This is a genomic window from Aeriscardovia aeriphila (assembly GCF_002259595.1).
GTDB lineage: Bacteria > Actinomycetota > Actinomycetes > Actinomycetales > Bifidobacteriaceae > Aeriscardovia > Aeriscardovia aeriphila.
On the sequence record NZ_MWWU01000002.1, the window covers coordinates 636,545 to 653,099 of the forward strand.

General features: G+C 53.6%; 13 protein-coding genes. 5 read left to right on the plus strand and 8 right to left on the minus strand.

What is annotated here, in order from left to right; translation table 11 throughout:
* Window positions 1–6 precede the first annotated feature (6 nt).
* From mvaD to hflX, 4 genes are all read right to left on the minus strand, one after another.
* Window positions 7–1,044, minus strand: a complete 1,038-nt coding sequence (gene mvaD, locus AEAE_RS03740) for a diphosphomevalonate decarboxylase (protein WP_094689782.1) — start codon at window positions 1,042–1,044, stop codon at window positions 7–9.
* Between the two features lie 8 nt (window positions 1,045–1,052).
* Window positions 1,053–1,964, minus strand: a complete 912-nt coding sequence (gene mvk / locus AEAE_RS03745; RefSeq protein ID WP_094689783.1) for a mevalonate kinase — start codon at window positions 1,962–1,964, stop codon at window positions 1,053–1,055.
* A 390-nt stretch (window positions 1,965–2,354) separates the two neighbouring features.
* On the minus strand, window positions 2,355–3,320 hold the full coding sequence (locus AEAE_RS03750; RefSeq protein ID WP_094689784.1) for an L-lactate dehydrogenase: 966 nt from the start codon (window positions 3,318–3,320) through the stop codon (window positions 2,355–2,357).
* A 136-nt stretch (window positions 3,321–3,456) separates the two neighbouring features.
* A complete protein-coding gene (gene hflX / locus AEAE_RS03755) occupies window positions 3,457–4,935 on the minus strand; it encodes a GTPase HflX (protein ID WP_094689785.1) in 1,479 nt (492 codons plus the stop codon).
* Between the two features lie 96 nt (window positions 4,936–5,031).
* Between hflX and AEAE_RS03760 the strand changes: the two genes are divergently transcribed.
* Complete coding sequence (locus AEAE_RS03760; protein ID WP_094689786.1) at window positions 5,032–5,757, plus strand: class I SAM-dependent methyltransferase; 726 nt, start codon at window positions 5,032–5,034, stop codon at window positions 5,755–5,757.
* A 176-nt stretch (window positions 5,758–5,933) separates the two neighbouring features.
* Window positions 5,934–6,662: a deoxynucleoside kinase gene (locus AEAE_RS03765; RefSeq protein WP_244569612.1), complete on the plus strand. Its 729-nt coding sequence runs from the start codon at window positions 5,934–5,936 to the stop codon at window positions 6,660–6,662.
* 158 nt (window positions 6,663–6,820) lie between these two features.
* Here AEAE_RS03765 and AEAE_RS03770 read toward each other — a convergent pair whose 3' ends face one another.
* Window positions 6,821–8,188, minus strand: coding sequence for a NupC/NupG family nucleoside CNT transporter (locus AEAE_RS03770; protein ID WP_094689787.1), 1,368 nt, complete (start codon window positions 8,186–8,188; stop codon window positions 6,821–6,823).
* 196 nt (window positions 8,189–8,384) lie between these two features.
* Between AEAE_RS03770 and AEAE_RS03775 the strand changes: the two genes are divergently transcribed.
* Window positions 8,385–8,954, plus strand: coding sequence for a thymidine kinase (locus AEAE_RS03775; RefSeq protein ID WP_094689788.1), 570 nt, complete (start codon window positions 8,385–8,387; stop codon window positions 8,952–8,954).
* Between the two features lie 353 nt (window positions 8,955–9,307).
* On the opposite strand, the gene AEAE_RS03780 is transcribed toward AEAE_RS03775, so the two are convergent.
* Window positions 9,308–9,532, minus strand: a complete 225-nt coding sequence (locus AEAE_RS03780; protein WP_094689789.1) for a hypothetical protein — start codon at window positions 9,530–9,532, stop codon at window positions 9,308–9,310.
* A 182-nt stretch (window positions 9,533–9,714) separates the two neighbouring features.
* Here AEAE_RS03780 and AEAE_RS03785 point away from each other — a divergent pair, with 182 nt between their 5' ends.
* Window positions 9,715–10,071, plus strand: a complete 357-nt coding sequence (locus tag AEAE_RS03785) for a hypothetical protein (RefSeq protein WP_148139957.1) — start codon at window positions 9,715–9,717, stop codon at window positions 10,069–10,071.
* Between the two features lie 54 nt (window positions 10,072–10,125).
* Window positions 10,126–14,217 (plus strand): DUF3418 domain-containing protein, encoded by a 4,092-nt coding sequence (locus tag AEAE_RS03790; protein ID WP_094690107.1) that lies wholly within the window; start codon window positions 10,126–10,128, stop codon window positions 14,215–14,217.
* Between the two features lie 202 nt (window positions 14,218–14,419).
* Here AEAE_RS03790 and glnA read toward each other — a convergent pair whose 3' ends face one another.
* Together glnA and AEAE_RS03800 are read right to left on the minus strand one after the other, a co-directional pair.
* On the minus strand, window positions 14,420–15,751 hold the full coding sequence (gene glnA / locus AEAE_RS03795; RefSeq protein WP_094689791.1) for a type I glutamate--ammonia ligase: 1,332 nt from the start codon (window positions 15,749–15,751) through the stop codon (window positions 14,420–14,422).
* Window positions 15,752–15,898: 147 nt separating this feature from the next.
* Window positions 15,899–16,555 carry a hypothetical protein gene (locus tag AEAE_RS03800; protein WP_094689792.1) on the minus strand — a complete coding sequence of 219 codons (657 nt, stop codon included), beginning with the start codon at window positions 16,553–16,555 and terminating at the stop codon, window positions 15,899–15,901.

Below are 16,555 nucleotides of genomic sequence, written 5' to 3' on the forward strand. Positions count from 1 at the left end.
TGTTCCTCACAGAGTCGTCATCACCAAACCAGAGCCAGCACCCGTCGAAGTGATCGGCGCTTGCGGCAACACCTCATAAATACGAGCGCGCACACGAGCCTCATTGCCAGACTGGACGAGAACCTTCACATTCGAACCGGCGTCCATCGTTGAATAGCATTCCACGCCGTTATGGCGAAGCTCATCCACCAGCTGCAACACCAGCAAGGTTTGAGGCTGGAAGTACGTAAATCCAGGGCGAGCCGTCAAGTTGAGAGCGTGCATATCGAGAGCGTTCTGCTGAGCAATCTCACCAATAGCAGTGAAATCGCGGCGCTCAATGGCCTTCTCCATCTCATCGCAGGCTTTACTCGTCTGCTCCACCCACACCGGGAAATACGGCGAAGTCTCCACCACGCGGCGCATACCCTGAGTTGAAGGAACCGACTTCGGGCTCACATCCACCTGAACGGCCAACAGGCGAATATCGAGGTCAGGGTTCTCATCAAGAGCGACTGCGCGCGAGGTGGCATCATCGTGGCCAGCAATCCAGCGCGAAAAACCGCCATACACCGAGCGAGACGCCGAACCCGAGCCCAAGCGAGCCATGCGCGACAGCTCCTCGCGGTCCACATTGAGCTCATAGGCTGCAGCAAAAGCGCCAGCCAAAGCGGCAAAAGCAGACGAGCTCGAGGCAAGCCCTGCGCTCATCGGCACATGATTAGCAGTAGAAATATCCAGCGTTCCCGAAACACCAAAACGACGCTGCAAACGCTCAATATACTTCCACACGCGCTCAGCTGCTGGGCCGTTGACCTCTTGCCCCGACAAACGGAAGCGGCGAGGTGCACCGTCATCGCGCACCACAACCTGCGTAGTCGTATAAAAATCATTCACCGTCAGCGAGAGGGAGTCAGTGAAAGGAAGACGCAGCTTTTCATCCTTCTTGCCCCAATACTTGACCAAGGCAATATTGGTATGGGCCGTCGCTAATCCAGCACGAGGATGCTCGTCAAAAAAAGATTGCTCATCGAGAAGCTGAGGTCGCACACATGTTTCGCTCATATCACTCCTCACAACTGTTCAACCCACACGCCGTGAGCATGCGGGCGTAAAGCCTGCGCCACATTGTGAGCCAATTCTCGAGTATTCGCCAATGCGATTACCACACCACCTAAACCAGAACCTGAAAGCTTCGCACCTAAAGCTCCCGCATCACGAGCAACATCAACAAGCTTGTCAATCGTCGACGTGGAAATACCAAAACTAACCAAAATTTCCTGAGCCGCATCAAAAATAGTGCCCAGTTGCAGCGAATCCTTCTGGTTCCACGCCTGCTTGGCCCGCCGGGAGAGAGTTCCTAGCTCGTCAAGCCGGTGGCGCATCAGCGGCGAACTGTCACGCTGGTCCCTCACCATTGCAACAGCTTCCTTGGTACTTCCCTCAACGCCCGTGTCGGCAATAACAAGCCAAGCATCCAGATTACCAGGAATATGAGTGAAACCACTTTCCTTGTTAAAGCTCACCAGTTGGTCGGAATTCACGGTTTGCAAGTCGAGGCCCGAAGCCTTGCCATGAACAATGTCCTCGGCACGATTACCCAGACTGATAATCTCAGGCTCGCTCAAATTTAAGCCATAGTAGCTGTTGAGCGCGCGAATCGTAGCCAAAGCAGAAGCTGCCGACGAGCCCAAGCCGCGAGCCATAGGAATATGAGAGTCGAAAGTTAAACGAACGCGCGTATCCCGCCCTGGCTTTTCCACGAGCTCAGTAAAAAGGAAGCGAATGCCGGAAAACAGTTGAGGCGCCTCGTCAAAATCACCGCAATAGCCTTCAGTGTTGAGCGTCGGGCCGGCGGGATCAGCTTCTACGCGCGCGGTCAAGGTCAAGCTTGTCAGAGGTACAGAGAGGGCGTCGGCACCGTAAACGACAGCATGCTCGCCAATTAAGATAGCTTTGGCGTGGGCAGTAAAGTCGCTGGACATCCGAGCCTCCTTCGTTCGATCAAATTTTATTGTCACGCCAAATATGTGCAGACTTGGAGAAAACCAGCGATTTTGTGAAAAATAAATACAATTTACCCATATTTTCGGGTACTTACTGCCTTGTGGCGCGCGCCAGCCTGATGAAAAGGCCGCTCCCTCCCCTCGGCTCGCGGTTCACGGGTCACGACTCACGGCGCAAGTTAGCAGCGAACGAGCCTACGGCCCGTGTGGCGCATAAAAAAGCGGACGGTACTGAACATACCGTCCGCAGGACACACCGTCTATAGGAAAGCGCCCGAAATGCTCGAGATTATCAGCATAGTGATAATCACACGGAGAATCGTAGTGATAATCGTAGTGATAATCTCAAGGGCTTGTCAGAGGGGCTTATCAGAAGCCGAACTTGTGAGCGTTTGCCTTCAAGGTCTCAGCAGACTTCTTGAGTGCAGCAAGCTCGCCCTCGGAGACTGGAGTCTGGAAGACGGCGCCAACACCGTTGCGGTTGATCTCGCGTGGCACAGACATGCACACGTCGGAGATGCCGTGGAAGTCGTCGATCATGGAGGAAACTGGAAGCACGCGATGAGAATCGGTGACAATAGCCTCGATGATATCGCAAGAAGACTGAGCGATAGCGAAGTTAGTTGCGCCCTTACCCTCGATGATCTCGTAAGCGGCATTCACAGTGTCCTTGTGAAGCTGCTCGCGAACCTCAGCGGTGAGTGGCTCGTGGCCTGGCAGTGGCTTCCAGTCGAGCAGCGGGACACCAGCGATGTTAGCTGCGGTCCACAGAGCGACCTCGGAATCGCCGTGCTCACCAGCGATGTAAGCGTTGATGTCCTTGACATTGACGCCGGTCTGCTTTGCGAGCAGCAGGCGCAGACGTGCGGAGTCGAGGTTGGTGCCGGAGCCGAAGAGCTGCTGTGGGTCCAGGCCAGAGAGCTGCTGGGAAACGTACGTGGTGATGTCAACAGGGTTGGTCACCAACAGGTAAATAGCGTTTGGAGCAACCTTAATAACGTTAGGAATAATGCTCTTGAGCATGTTAATGGTCTTGCCAGCGAGGTCGAGACGGCTCTCACCTGGCTGCTGACGAGCACCAGCAGTAATGACGACGATATCTGCATCGCGGCAGATCTCAACATCGTCAGAACCAGCAAAGTCAACTGGGGTACGGTAGAACTCGGAACCCTGCTCGAGATCGAGAGCCTGAGCCTTCACACCCTTGAGGTAAATGTCCTCGAGAACGATGTGACGAGCCAAACCACGAGTCGCGGCAGCAGATGCAAGAGTGGAACCAACAGCACCAGCACCGATGATAGCGAGCTTCGTTGGCTTAACAGTGGAAGTAGCCATGCAGCAATCTCCTTATATGGAGGCAAAAACACCTCAAACAATCTTTGTTTGCACTTTACAGTTTAATCTGGCGAGACGACGCAAACTCGCTTACCGCGCGCCGAGGAGCAAGCCCCAACTTTAGCCCCGCTGCGCATCACTGCGAGGCTGCCAGCAGCTTTGCCGCCAACGAGTCACCCACGAAAGCTTGCAAGTGAATGCCTTCATCCTCATAATCGAGCTGCTCGATCTGGCCTGCCATGCGCACCTGAGCCACCAGAGCACCAGCGTCATAAGGCAACAGCACGTCCACGCGCACATGCGGACGGGGCAACAGCGCTTCAACTGCGTGTTGCAGCTGCTCGATTCCCACGCCAGAAGTCGCAGAAACAAAGGCCGCATCCGGGTATAGCTCCTTCAAACGGTGCAACTGCGCTTGGGTGATCAAGTCCACCTTGTTAAAAGCCAGAAGCCGCGGGATCTGCTCAACTCCATCAATGTCAGCGAGGATCTCGTTAACCGTTGAGATATGCGCATCCACATCAAGGCTGCTCGCGTCCACCACGTGGAGGATCACATCTGAACTGCTAATCTCTTCAAGTGTTGACTTAAACGCTTCCACCAGCTGGGTAGGAAGGTCAGAGACGAAACCCACCGTATCGGCATAAGCATATGTGCGACCACTGCGCGTTTTTGCCGAGCGCACGGCCGTGTCCAGGGTGGCGAAGAGCGCGTTGCGCACGAGTTCTTGCGAACCAGTGAGCGCGTTGGTCAAACTCGACTTACCCGCGTTCGTATACCCCACAACGGAAACGGTCGGAATGTCGTTGCGCCTCCTCGAATCACGCTTGGTACGACGTGTGGGTTCCATGGCTGCAATATCGGCCTTGAGCTTGGAGATTCGCTTGTGAATCACGCGTCTATTCATCTCCAGCTTAGTTTCGCCAGGGCCGCGCGAGCCGATACCGCCCATTTGCCCGGCACTTTGGCCACCCGCCTGACGCGACAGAGTTTGGCCCCAACCACGAAGGCGAGGCAGCATGTATTGCAGTTGGGCGAGCTCGACTTGGGCTTTACCCTCACGCGAAGTGGCGTGCTGGGCGAAAATGTCGAGAATGACGGCGGTTCTGTCGATAACGTGAATTCCGGTCAGCTTCTCCAGCGCACGTCTTTGGCTTGGTGGCAGGTCAGCATTGACGATGATCGTGTCAGCGTCGTTGCTTTCCACCATTTGGGCGAGCTCTTTGGCTTTTCCCGAGCCAATGTAGGTTGCAGCGTCGGGGTGGTCGCGCCTTTGCAACAGCCCGTCTACCACTTCAGCTCCAGCAGTGTCAGCAAGTGCAGCAAGCTCTCTCAAGCTCTCTTCCGCTTGGGTTTGCGTTGTTTCGTAGCTGCTCCACACGCCCACGAGGATGACGCGCTCAAGCCTTGCCTTCTGGTATTCCACATCGGTGCGATCGGCATGGTTTCCCACAAGATTAGCAACATGACGCATGGCATTGCGCTCAACGCGATTCTGCCAATCTTGTTGCTCGAGTTCTCTGTCGCTGGCCTGCTCACTCTGCTCTTCCAAAACGGCAGACTGGCGCTCAAAAACGTCGAATTGTTCAGAAGCCTTGTTTTCAGTTTCAGCCATTATCCCCCACAGCTCACGTCTCAGGCTACAATTATTCAGTTCCTTTAATCCTAATGGTTTTCTTAGCTTGCGTCATGAGGCGAAGGAAAGGCTTGTATGAACCGAGATTATCAGCGCTGTAACTCTTCCACGGCTCGTCAGGGCGGAGAACAGTATTTCGCCGCCACACCAACCACTGAAGATATTCGTCAGTCTTTCGATATTTCACCTCGCTGCCACCATTTTTCTGTGGAAACAAGCCGTTCCGTCTTCTCTGGTTCTCGACTGGATTTGGGCACGTCTGTGCTGCTGTCGAAGGCTCCTGAACTGCCTCAAGAGGGTAATTTCTTGGATATTGGGTGCGGTTGGGGCCCTATCGCTTTAACGATGGCAGCTGAGAGCCCTCAGGCGCAGGTTTATGCGGTGGATGTGAATGAGCGTGCTGTCGCACTGACGTCGAGCAATGCAAAGCGCAACGGCATTCACAATGTGCAGGCCATGCTCACTTCTCAGTTGGATGAGAATCTGCGTTTTGATGTGATGTGGTCGAACCCTCCTATTCGTGTCGGCAAGCAGGAACTGCATTCCTTGCTGATGACCTACCTTCCTCGTTTGAATGTAGATGGCGTGGCATACCTGGTTGTTCAGAAGAATTTGGGAGCGGATTCATTGATTCCTTGGCTGCAAAATGCTCTCGATGAATGGTGCGCAAGCCATCGTGTGAACACCTCGCAAACCCAGAGGGGCGATGTGATTCCTGCTATTCCTGTTCATTTTTCTGTGTCAAAGGCAGCCTCTCAGAAAGGCTATCGCATCATCGAAGTGTTGCGCGACGACGAGTAACGGCGAGAACTTCACCGAGCGAGAAACCGAGGAAGTCTCATCAAGTCCACGTCACGTCAGATACTGACTCACTCTTCGAGTTGTGCATCGGACAAAGCAACGTGAAAAACGTCGTGAAAAGGTAGAGCGCCCTGCTAGAGTGTTCATGTTTTTCGAAAAAATGTTTGTGAGATGAGGTGAGCCACATTTTGTTAACATGTGCAGGAGTCATTTCCGCCGGTAAGAGCACTTTGACTCAGATTCTGGCCGATGAGTTAGGAACAAAACCGTTCTTCGAACCTGTGGATGATAACCCTGTTCTTCCTCTCTTCTACCGTGGCAATCAGTTAGTGGAAGAGGGCAAAGCGCAAACTAACCCCTATACCTTCCTGTTGCAGGTGTACTTTTTGAACCGTCGCTTTGCCATGATCAAGAAGGCAATGCAAGAGGATAACAATATTCTCGATCGCTCCATCTATGAAGATTCCATTTTCATGAAGATGAACACTGACCAGGGCCACGCTACGCAAGAAGAATGGGAGATTTACCAGTCTTTGTTGAAAAACATGCTGGAGGAACTTCCCTACGCTGCTCATAAGAAGTCCCCTGATCTGATGATCTTTGTCGACGTGAACTTGGAGACGATGCTCGCCAGAGTCAAAAAGCGCGGCCGTCCTTTCGAACAGGTGGAAAATGATCCTTCGCTGCTCTCCTACTACAAAACATTGATCGAGTACTACGCGCAATGGCAAAAAACCTATAATGCTTCTGCTCTCCTTACCATTGATGGCAACAAGTACGATTTTGCAGGAAATGCTGATGATCGCAACAGCGTTTTGGATCAAATTGAATCAGCGATGGTTGATGTGGGAACACTGAGCCCTGGCAAGTTTGAAGAGCTCAAAGAAAAACGGTACAACAAGTAGTCCTGACTATTGTTGAAACCTGATACGTCGGGAACGAAAAACTCGTTCACAGCATACTTAGCTGTGAACGAGTTTTTTCATGTTCTTTCAGGTGTGCAGGAAGTGCATACCAACTATATCCGGGAAATGTGAGGTGATCTCACCACACAGAGGTAATCTCACCACACAAACAGGCCAACCATTCCTGCAGACAAAAGGGAAACGAGGATTCCGGAGAGAATGAGCCGTCCCACATTGCGAGCAATCAGATCATTCTTCTCTTTGTCAACCAGGCCTTTAAAGCAACCCGTCACCATTCCCACAGTGCTGAAGTTAGCAAACGAAGTAATAAAGACGATGAGCACTGCCTGATAATGCTGCGCAAAGCTTGCCACTGTACTGGTAATCTGGGTCATCACCACAAATTCGTTCGTTACCAGCTTCATACCCATGAAACCAGCCATATCCCAGGCTGTTGATGGGTCAAGGCCGAGCAGCAGGGATGGAATGTAGAGGAAGACACCCAAAATGTGTGCCAAAGTCAACTGTGGGTTGATCAAGCTCAACACTTTATCAATCAAAGCAGCGAGAGCAACAAAGGCAATGACGTTTGCACCAATGATGAGAATCAGGCGGCCAGCACCCAAAATGGAGTCGCCCAGGAAGGAGAAGAAGGGCTCGCGCTGAGGTTTCTCGACAGGCTTCTGCTGTGCGGAAGACTTGTTCTCGACAGGCTTCTCCTCCTCGTCGGCAGCTGGAGACTTTTCAGCGACAGCAGGCTGCACCTCTTCAGTAGCGGCAGGCTGCACCTCAGTTGCGGCAGTCTGAACGCTCTCAACAGCCTGAGTGTCAGCCAAAGTGGCAATCGTATCCTCCGCTTCATCCACATGAACCGGGTAGAGCAAGTTGACCACAATCAGAGCATTAATGCAGTTCAGCGGCACAGCAGTCAACACGTACTGGGCAGGAACCAACTGAATATACGACGCCAAAATCGAGGCGGTCACGCAGCTCATCGACATCATAGCCAGCGTCAGGTTTCTCGCCGGCTTCATCCTCTTGAGCTGCAGCTGAGAAACAGCAAGAGCCTCAGTATTGCCCAAGAACATCATTTCCACGGCGAAAAACGACTCGAACTTCGGCTGGCGAGTGATGAAACTCAAGCCGCGGCCAATCCATTTGATAATCCAGGGCAGCACGCCAATATACGTCAAAATGTCAAACATCGGCACCACAAGAAGGATCGGCAACAGAGCTGAGGCGATAAAATTCACCGGAGCGGGGTTGATACCTTCTGGGCCCACCCAATTGGCAAAGGCAAAATTAATACCTTTATACGCAACCTTGACCAGCTCGTTGAAACCAGTGGCTGCACCTTGCACAATGCTTCGCCCCACACTAAAGGAAGTGAGGAACCATGCGATGAAAATGTTGAACACCATCATGATGCCGACGGACAACCACTGAATATGTTTCTTATCGTGGGAAAACAGCCATCCTATACCCACAAAAACGAGAATTCCCAGAACATTGAGGGCAAGATACATTCTCTACTCCATCTCCTTATGCGTAAGTCTTTGGGATTGTCTCATAAATGCCTCCCAACAACACTCCCCAGTGAAATTCAGTTTTGGGTTTCAGATTGTCAGGACAAGGAAAACGCGCAGTGGCAATCTCAAGCGTTCTGCACTATGAGCTATGATGCACTGCGTTTGTGAAAGCGAGCAGAAGCTTAGGGGAAAGATGGCTCAGCTGTATTACCGGTACGGAACGATGAATTCTGGCAAAAGCATCGAAATTCTCAAAGTTGCCCACAATTATGAGGAACAAGGGAAGTCTATTGTTCTCATGACCTCTTCCCTCGACACCCGAGAAGGCTATGGAATCATTGCTTCGCGCATCGGGCTGAAGCGTGAAGCTGTCGCGATCACCCCTCAGATGGACGTTTTTGAATATGTGCACGCACTCTCCTTCCACCCTGATTGTGTTCTCGTCGACGAATGCCAGTTTTTGACGAAAAGCAACGTGTATGAGCTCGCGGCCGTGGTCGATGAGCTGGGCATCCCCGTGATGTGCTTCGGCTTGAAGAATGATTTCAGCAATCACCTGTTTGAAGGCTCTTACCATCTGCTGTGCATGGCAGACAAGATTGAGGAAATTAAGACGATCTGCCAATTTTGCGAACATAAAGCAACCATGGTGTTACGCACAGATAATGGCAAACCAGTGTATGAAGGTGAACAGATTCAGATCGGCGGGAATGAAACCTATATCCCCGTGTGCCGCCGCCATTGGTTCCATCCGCTGCTGTAAGGGTGGCCAGCTGCGCTAACTACACCCTTGACGGCAAAAACTTTCACAATTCTTGAGTTGTGAACCATTACACTTCAGCCCTAGCAAGAGTACGCTTTTCTTAACCCCATCCGGGGTAATACTCTGAGCAAAGGAGCTGAGATGAAAGAAAAGAATACCCTTATCATCCACGCAGAGAATCTCAGTTTCAGAAGGCATCGCAACCTCACGCATCCGCAAGACTTAGCATGGCTCACTCTCAGCGCCGCTGCCCTCATTTTGTTGGGTTACACCATCAATAACCACATCATTCTTGCGACGGCAAAACCAGCAGCTTCCCTGAGCAACTTTCCCGGAATCATTCCTGAAAATATTCACTGGGCGACCGTCATCTTGACGCTTTTCCTCGTCCCCACCCTGTGTGCGGTAGCGAGTTTCTGGCTCTTTTCCCGCATTCCATCGGCGGTAACGCTGCTCTTCCTGTCAATCCCTGTGGCGGCATCGCTCCTTATCGAGCTCTTCTGGATTATCACCACCGAGATCACAAGAACGAATATATGGGCGATAACCCACCTTCTCCTCCCCTCCTTCGTGACCATTCTGAGTGATGTTGTCCTGGTGATGCTGCTTGTTCTGAGCGTTTTTCCTCGCTCTTCACAGCTACACCCACAGAGAGTTTCCACAACTACAGAGCAATATCAATCCCATCGATCAAGCTGGCAAACACACTCAAGCCCACAGCAAGAAAACACCTGCAGTGGCACATCTTCTCGCTGGCGTTATGAGTATTGCACTGCTTCTCGAGCTCTATTCTCTGGCACGAAACTTCCCTGCCATCGTGAGTACAGCACCGACTGTGGCGAACAGTTTTGCTGGCCAAACCGTCACGCTCGGGTGGATTGGTATTCCTCTTCTCCTCGCGATGACATTGATTGCTGCTCATACTGACGTGCACAAAACGGCTTTAGGTTGCGTGCTCCTCGTCTTTTATGCCTCTGCAATCGTCACTTTCCTGGTGAGAAGCCACACTCTCACCTCACCATTCACTTGGTGGAGATCGGCACTGCTGATTATCGCAGGGGCGGAAGTAATTCTGCTGTCCGCTGTCACACTCATGCGCAGTAGAAAAACTCAGTGAGCGATTTCACCGGGGAGGCCCTGCTTAGTAGACTGTTTTATTACTATGTCTTTTATGAAATTCACGTACCCCACAGAGCTGCCGATTTGCGCGGCCAAAGACGACATCATCGCAGCCATTCAGCGCTCCCAGGTCGTGATAATCCAAGGCCAAACCGGCTCGGGTAAAACAACCCAAATCCCTAAAATGCTGCTCGAAATGGGAAGAGGCAGCCATGGCCACCGCATTGCACACACCCAGCCTCGCCGCATCGCAGCACGCGCAGTAGCCGAACGCCTCTGCCAAGAAACTCAAACCCGATTGGGCGATGACATCGGCTACCAGGTGCGCTTTACGGATGAATCCTCTCCCTCCACCCGTCTGGTGATTATGACGGATGGTATTTTGCTCGCCCAAATTCAGCGCGACCCACTGCTCAGCCGCTACGACACGATCGTCATTGATGAGGCTCATGAGCGCAGTTTGAACATCGACTTCCTGCTCGGTTACCTGACTGCTCTGTTACCCAAGCGTCGCGATCTCAAGTTGATTGTCACCTCAGCAACAATCGATGCGGAGAAATTCCGCACGCACTTTGAGCAAGCTCTGCACCACAGCGTTCCCGTCATCGAAGTGTCAGGACGCACCTACCCAGTGAAAATCGTGTACGAGCCAGCCGGAATGCCTCCTGCCTTAACACTGGCCTACGGTTCAGTGGATTCTGCGACAGCACAGAAAGCCAATTCCGCCTGGCGCAATGCCAACATAAGCGGCGGTAATGACGACGATTTTGACGATGCGCTCGACATGCCCAGCCAAGTGGCCCGCGCCTGCCAAGAGTTGATTGCCGTATCCCGCCATGAACGTGGGGCTCGCGATATTCTGGTTTTCGCATCCGGCGAGCGCGACATTCGCGAATTCGAACAAGCTATTCGCCATGCGTTGCCCTCGCGCACCTCTGATCCTCGAGCAGGCGGCTATATTGAGATCATCCCGCTCTTTGCTCGCCTTTCCGCTGCTGAACAACATAAGATTTTTGATAATCACAGCCATCAGCGAATTGTGATTGCCACCAATGTTGCGGAAACCTCGCTGACCGTACCTGGCATCCGCTACGTCGTCGACCCGGGTACTGCCCGCATTTCACGTTATTCGAAAACTGCGAAAGTGCAGCGCTTACCTATCGAGCCGATTTCGCAAGCCTCTGCCAACCAGCGCGCTGGTCGAACAGGCCGTGTGGCAGATGGTATCTGCATTCGCCTGTACTCCAAGGAAGATTTCGACTCTCGCCCCGAGTTTACCGACCCAGAAATTCTCCGCACCTCACTGGGCGCAGTAGTGCTACACATGCTCTCCGTCGGTGTCGCCCACACGGCAGAAGACGTCACGAACTTCGGCTTCATCGACCCGCCCGACACGCGCTCTGTTTCCGACGGTGTAACCGAGCTCAACGAGCTGGGAGCCATCACCCGCAACCACGGGCAAATGCGCCTCACCCGGGTAGGAAAGCTGCTCGCTAAACTTCCCATCGACGTGCGTCTAGGCCGCATGATCGTTCAAGCAGGCTTACACTCTACCCCGCGCACTCTGGCAGCCATCGTCGTTATCACCGCATTCCTCTCCTTGCAAGACCCTCGAGAGCGCCCAGAGGAGAAGCGTGAGGAAGCAGACCGCATTCACAATAGGTATGCCGACCCCGATTCTGACTTCCTGACAATCTTGAACATCTGGTATGCTTTCCTGGCCAATGAGCCGAGCAACAGGCAGCTGCGCAAAAAGTGCGAGGCCGAGTACATGAGTTTCCTGCGCATGCGCCAGTGGAAGGACCTTGTCGAACAGCTGAACCATATGTGTGCTGGCCTGCATTGGAAGGTTGCCGACGCCTCGCCTAACGCTGAACCTGCCGGGTATGAGGAGACGGCCAGTAAGCCTCTGAATCAGCAGGCTGTGCACTCCTTGGTAGCCAGTTGGGATGGCGACGATATTCACCGTTGTATGCTCTCCGGCTTGCTCTCTAATTTGGGTATGCAGGTTGTTCGCGAGCCGAAAGCCTCTGATTTCAACGGTTTGAATGGTGCTGCTCGAGCGAAAGCACTCAGGAGGGCGCAAAAGCAGGCGAAGAATAACTATCAGGGTGCGCGCGGTACTCGTTTCGCGCTCTTCCCCGCTTCTGCCCTGTTTAAGTCGACTCCTGCCTGGGTGATGGCCGCCGATTTGACGGAGACCAGCCGCTTGTGGGCGCGTATGGCCGCGAAAATCGACCCTTCTTGGGCTGAAGAGCTGGCTGGCGAGCTCACGAAAACGACGTATGTTGAGCCGCATTGGTCGGCGAATCGTGGTGCTGCGGTGGCCACGAGCCGCGTGCTGCTTTACGGTTTGCCTATTGTTGCGGATCGCACTATTTTGTGGGGGCGTATCAACCCGTTTGAGGCTCGCTCTATGCTGCTGCGCAACGGATTGGTTGAAGGCCAGGTGACGCGCCGCTTTGCCCATGATGAGTTTATTGAGCGCAACCGTGAGCTCATTGAGCAAGGCCATGAGGATGCTGCGCGTACTCGCCATGTGGTGGATACAGCCAATGATGAGGATCTCTACCAGTTCTACGACCGTTCTATTCCGCAGAATGTGACAAGTATTGTCGACCTCGCCAAGTGGCTCAAGAGCGTTGATAATGCTCATATTCTCGACTTTGACCCTGCTCGTGACGTGGCTCGTTTGGACTCTGGCCCCGGCTTCTCCTACGAGGATTTCCCCAATGTGTGGCAGGCTCAGGGAACTGACTCGCGCGAGATTGACCTGCGTTTGACCTACGCTTTCCATCCTGGCCTTGCTGACGATGGTGTGAGCGTTCACATTCCGCTGCGCTATCTCTCCCGCCTCTCGCCTCGCGAGTTCACGTGGCTGGTTCCGGGCATGCGTCGTGACCTGATCACCGCGTATATTAAGGCTCTTCCCAAGCAGTTGCGCGTCCAGTTTGTGCCGGCCCCTCAGTCCGCCCAGACTATCGCTACCTGGATTGGCGAGCATGAAAATGATCTCGCTTCTGTGCCGTTTGTGGAGGCGTTTATGCGCGCTTCTGTGGCCACGATTGGCGCTCAAATTCATCCGTCTGTTTTTGACGACTCGAGATTAGCAAAGCTGCCTGCTCACCTGAAAATCACTTTCGTGGTGGAAAAGGATGCCCCAGGTAAGGACGAGGTCAAGAAGGCGGAGAAGAAGGCCGGCTTGGTGGCAAGCTTTGGTGACTCGGCGAAGAATACTGTTCGTCGCACCCGCTTTGTTCCTGAGGTTTTGGCTTGCGGTAAGGACTTGCTTGCTTTGCAATCTGAGCTTTCTGATCAGGCTCGCAAGGCTGCCCAGAAGGATATTGGCCGTACGGCTCGTAAGGCTGGCGCTCAAGGTAAGGCGGTGACGCAAGCCACCATTTTGCATCAGTCTGGCGCTTCCGCCCTGCCTCGCGAAGAGATGTTGTGGAAGGCAGCGCTTAAGCAGCTTCACCTTCCTGATGCTCGCATTTCGAGTCGGTGGCTGGGTCACGAAGCCCTCATCCTCGCTTCTGCTCCCTACTCCTCCACCGATGCGCTGGTGGAAGATTTACAGTACGCTGCAATCAAGCGCTTGCTTCCTTCTATCGCTGATATCTCCTCTGATGAACAGTTGGATGCTGCCATCCACGAGTGTGAAAACACTTTTGAGGACGCCGTGTACGACATTGCTCACGATGTGATGGCGATCATCCAAGCTCAGGGTGAAGTGGAGAGTAAGGTTTCGGGCACTGCTGAACTTCCACTGTTGGCCGTGTTGCAAGGCATTCGCTCGCATGTGGCTGATTTGACGTCGACGGGCTTCATCGCCCGTACCCCTGCCGCGAATTTGCCGGAAATTCCGCGCTATTTGCAAGCGGATATGAAGCGCTTGGAGAAGGCGAAGCTCGACAAGTCGCGCGATGTGAATTGGGCTTGGCAGGCCAAGGAAGCGCAGGATATTGTCGACCAGGCGAAGAAGGCGTGGGATGTGACTCCTGCGGGCCCTGCTCGTGACCTTGCCTGGAAGAAGTACGTGGATGTGAAGTGGATGCGCGAAGAGTTCCTGGTCTCCTTGTGGGCTCAGGAGCTTGGTGTGAAGCAGCATCCGAGCATCCAGCGCATGCGCAAGCTGCTGAGCTAGCACGATTCCGTCGCTCAACTCTTGGCGCGGTGGAATCTCAGGGCGGTTGCCTCTCAGCGCGATTGCCCCTCAGCGATCGAGCCACCTCGACACTCGGCGACCACGGTACGCGACAGCAACGATATGCAAAGGGGCTGTGCTCGTGCACAGCCCCATTTTCGCGCGGGAAAGAGCGCGGTGATAATCTTGAGAAATTCTGGCGTTACAGGCGACGCAGGAAGTGCTGCATCTCGTAAGCCGTCACCTGATGCGAATAGTCAGCCCACTCCTGACGCTTATTCGACACGAAGTAGCTAAACACATCCTCACCCAAATTCTGCGCCACAAACTCGGAATTCTCCAAGTAGCTCAACGCAGAATCCAAAGAAGCGGGAAGCGGCTTAATACCCATCGCGCGCCTCTCGGCATTAGTGAGATCCCACACGTCATCGCTCGTCGGCTCGTCCAGCTCCAGCTCGCGGTCAATGCCATCCAAGCCAGCCGCCAAGAGCAGGGAGAAAGCGATATAGGGGTTGGCCACTGGGTCGAGAGCGCGGTATTCCATACGCGCCGAATCACCCTTACCTGGCTTGTACTGTGGAATGCGCAGCAGTGCGGAACGGTTGTTATGACCCCAGCACACGTAGCTCGGAGCCTCAGAACCACCCCACAGGCGCTTATACGAGTTCACGAACTGATTCGTCACTGCGGAAATCTCGACGGCGTGGTCCAAGATGCCAGCAGCGAACTGGCGTGCCGTCTTTGACATGTTGAACTCTTCGCCGGGCTCGTAGAAAGCGTTGTTATCGCCGTAGAACAAGCTCATATGCGTGTGCATACCCGAACCTGGCTCATCGGCTAAAGGCTTGGGCATAAAGCTTGCCAGCAGGCCTCGCTCCTGGCCAATCTCCTTGACGATAGTGCGGAAAGTCATGATGTTATCAGCTGTGGAGAGAGCGTCGGCGTAACGCAGATCAATCTCCTGCTGGCCGGGGCCCGACTCGTGATGCGAGTACTCGACGGTGATGCCCATCTGCTCGAGCATGGTGATGGAGGCTTTTCTAAAGTCCATGCCAGCTCCGAGCGGAACATCATCGAAATAGCCACCCTGGTCGATAGGAACTGGCGGCTGCGAGTAATCTTGCTGCTGCTTGAACAGGTAGAATTCGATTTCTGGATGCAGGTAGAAGGTGAAGCCCTTCTCCCTCGCTTTAGCAAGATTGCGCTTCAAAATATAACGCGGATCGCCCATGCTGGGCTTTCCTTCAGGGGTGAGAACATCGCAGAACATGCGCGCCGAACCCTCATCATCCCACGGCAAGGGCTCGAAGGTGGAAGCGTCGGGGCGCACGATCATATCGTCCTCAGAAATGCGGGTGAGGCCTTCGATTGCCGAACCGTCGAAACCAATCCCCTCTTCAAAGGCGGATTCGAGTTCAGCTGGTGCGATAGCGACCGACTTGAGCATTCCTAAAACGTCGGTAAACCATAAGCGAATGAAGTGGATATCGCGTTCTTCAACGGTTCGCAACACGTATTCTTGCTGGCTGTCCATAAAACCTCCCCGGTGAGCGTAGTTCCACTCTAGCGAAGCTAGGAATGCACAATGTAACGGCAAGATTGCTAGGCGTTAACAATTGAAGAGTGAGCAATTCAAGAGTTAACAATTCAAGCGTTAACAATTGCCACAGTGGCCGCTGACTTACTTTTCCGCGCCGCCCTTCTTACGCCTGTTCCACCAGTGCTGTGGCTTCTGATCGCGCTCCACAAACACCGAATTGCCGCTATCCTTCATGTAATCCAGCGCATCCTGCTTGTCAAAATCGGCGCTATCCAGCACACCCTCGTGATGCACCATCTGCTGAGTGGTGGTCATGCCGATGGCGTAATCCTCCACTTCTTCGGGCAGCTGCTCGAAAAGCAGTGGCGGCGGCAACTTCTCCCCGCTCTTCTTGCCGTTGACCCACAAGGCGACTTCCAGCTTGTCGGCGCGCTTAACCACCGAATACAGCGGCAGCGGGCGGATGAGCTGGGACAGCGCTTGGGCGGCATCCTCCGGCTTTTGCCCGTCGAGAGCCTTGAGGTAGATGAAACTCGTGTCGTTGAGCACCTCAGCCCAGCCCTCAACATCCTTATATTTGAGCAGGCTCAGGCTCAGTTTCGCGTCAGAAAACGGCACAACCAACATGGCAAGCTGGGCTTTATTTCCCAAAAGCCCGTCGAGCTGCTCGTCGAAATCGCTCAGCCTGAGGTCGTTCTCGAGATTATCAGTGCTCAGGCTCTCCTCGCCCTGCGCGGGCAGGTCATCCGGCATGCTGAAGTCGTCGAAAAGGTGCTTGATATCGTCATCATCTGCCAT

What these genes read in the sequence shown, in the direction of transcription:
- AEAE_RS03750 (WP_094689784.1), bottom strand. Translation starts at nt 3,320, where the DNA reads ATGGCTACTTCCACTGTTAAGCCAACGAAGCTCGCTATCATCGGTGCT.
- AEAE_RS03775 (WP_094689788.1), top strand. Translation starts at nt 8,385, where the DNA reads ATGGCTCAGCTGTATTACCGGTACGGAACGATGAATTCTGGCAAAAGC.
- glnA (WP_094689791.1), bottom strand. Translation starts at nt 15,751, where the DNA reads ATGGACAGCCAGCAAGAATACGTGTTGCGAACCGTTGAAGAACGCGAT.
- AEAE_RS03770 (WP_094689787.1), bottom strand. Translation starts at nt 8,188, where the DNA reads ATGTATCTTGCCCTCAATGTTCTGGGAATTCTCGTTTTTGTGGGTATA.
- AEAE_RS03790 (WP_094690107.1), top strand. Translation starts at nt 10,126, where the DNA reads ATGAAATTCACGTACCCCACAGAGCTGCCGATTTGCGCGGCCAAAGAC.
- AEAE_RS03800 (WP_094689792.1), bottom strand. Translation starts at nt 16,555, where the DNA reads ATGGCAGATGATGACGATATCAAGCACCTTTTCGACGACTTCAGCATG.
- AEAE_RS03785 (WP_148139957.1), top strand. Translation starts at nt 9,715, where the DNA reads ATGAGTATTGCACTGCTTCTCGAGCTCTATTCTCTGGCACGAAACTTC.
- AEAE_RS03760 (WP_094689786.1), top strand. Translation starts at nt 5,032, where the DNA reads ATGAACCGAGATTATCAGCGCTGTAACTCTTCCACGGCTCGTCAGGGC.
- mvk (WP_094689783.1), bottom strand. Translation starts at nt 1,964, where the DNA reads ATGTCCAGCGACTTTACTGCCCACGCCAAAGCTATCTTAATTGGCGAG.
- hflX (WP_094689785.1), bottom strand. Translation starts at nt 4,935, where the DNA reads ATGGCTGAAACTGAAAACAAGGCTTCTGAACAATTCGACGTTTTTGAG.
- mvaD (WP_094689782.1), bottom strand. Translation starts at nt 1,044, where the DNA reads ATGAGCGAAACATGTGTGCGACCTCAGCTTCTCGATGAGCAATCTTTT.
- AEAE_RS03780 (WP_094689789.1), bottom strand. Translation starts at nt 9,532, where the DNA reads ATGGTCACGAAGGAGGGGAGGAGAAGGTGGGTTATCGCCCATATATTC.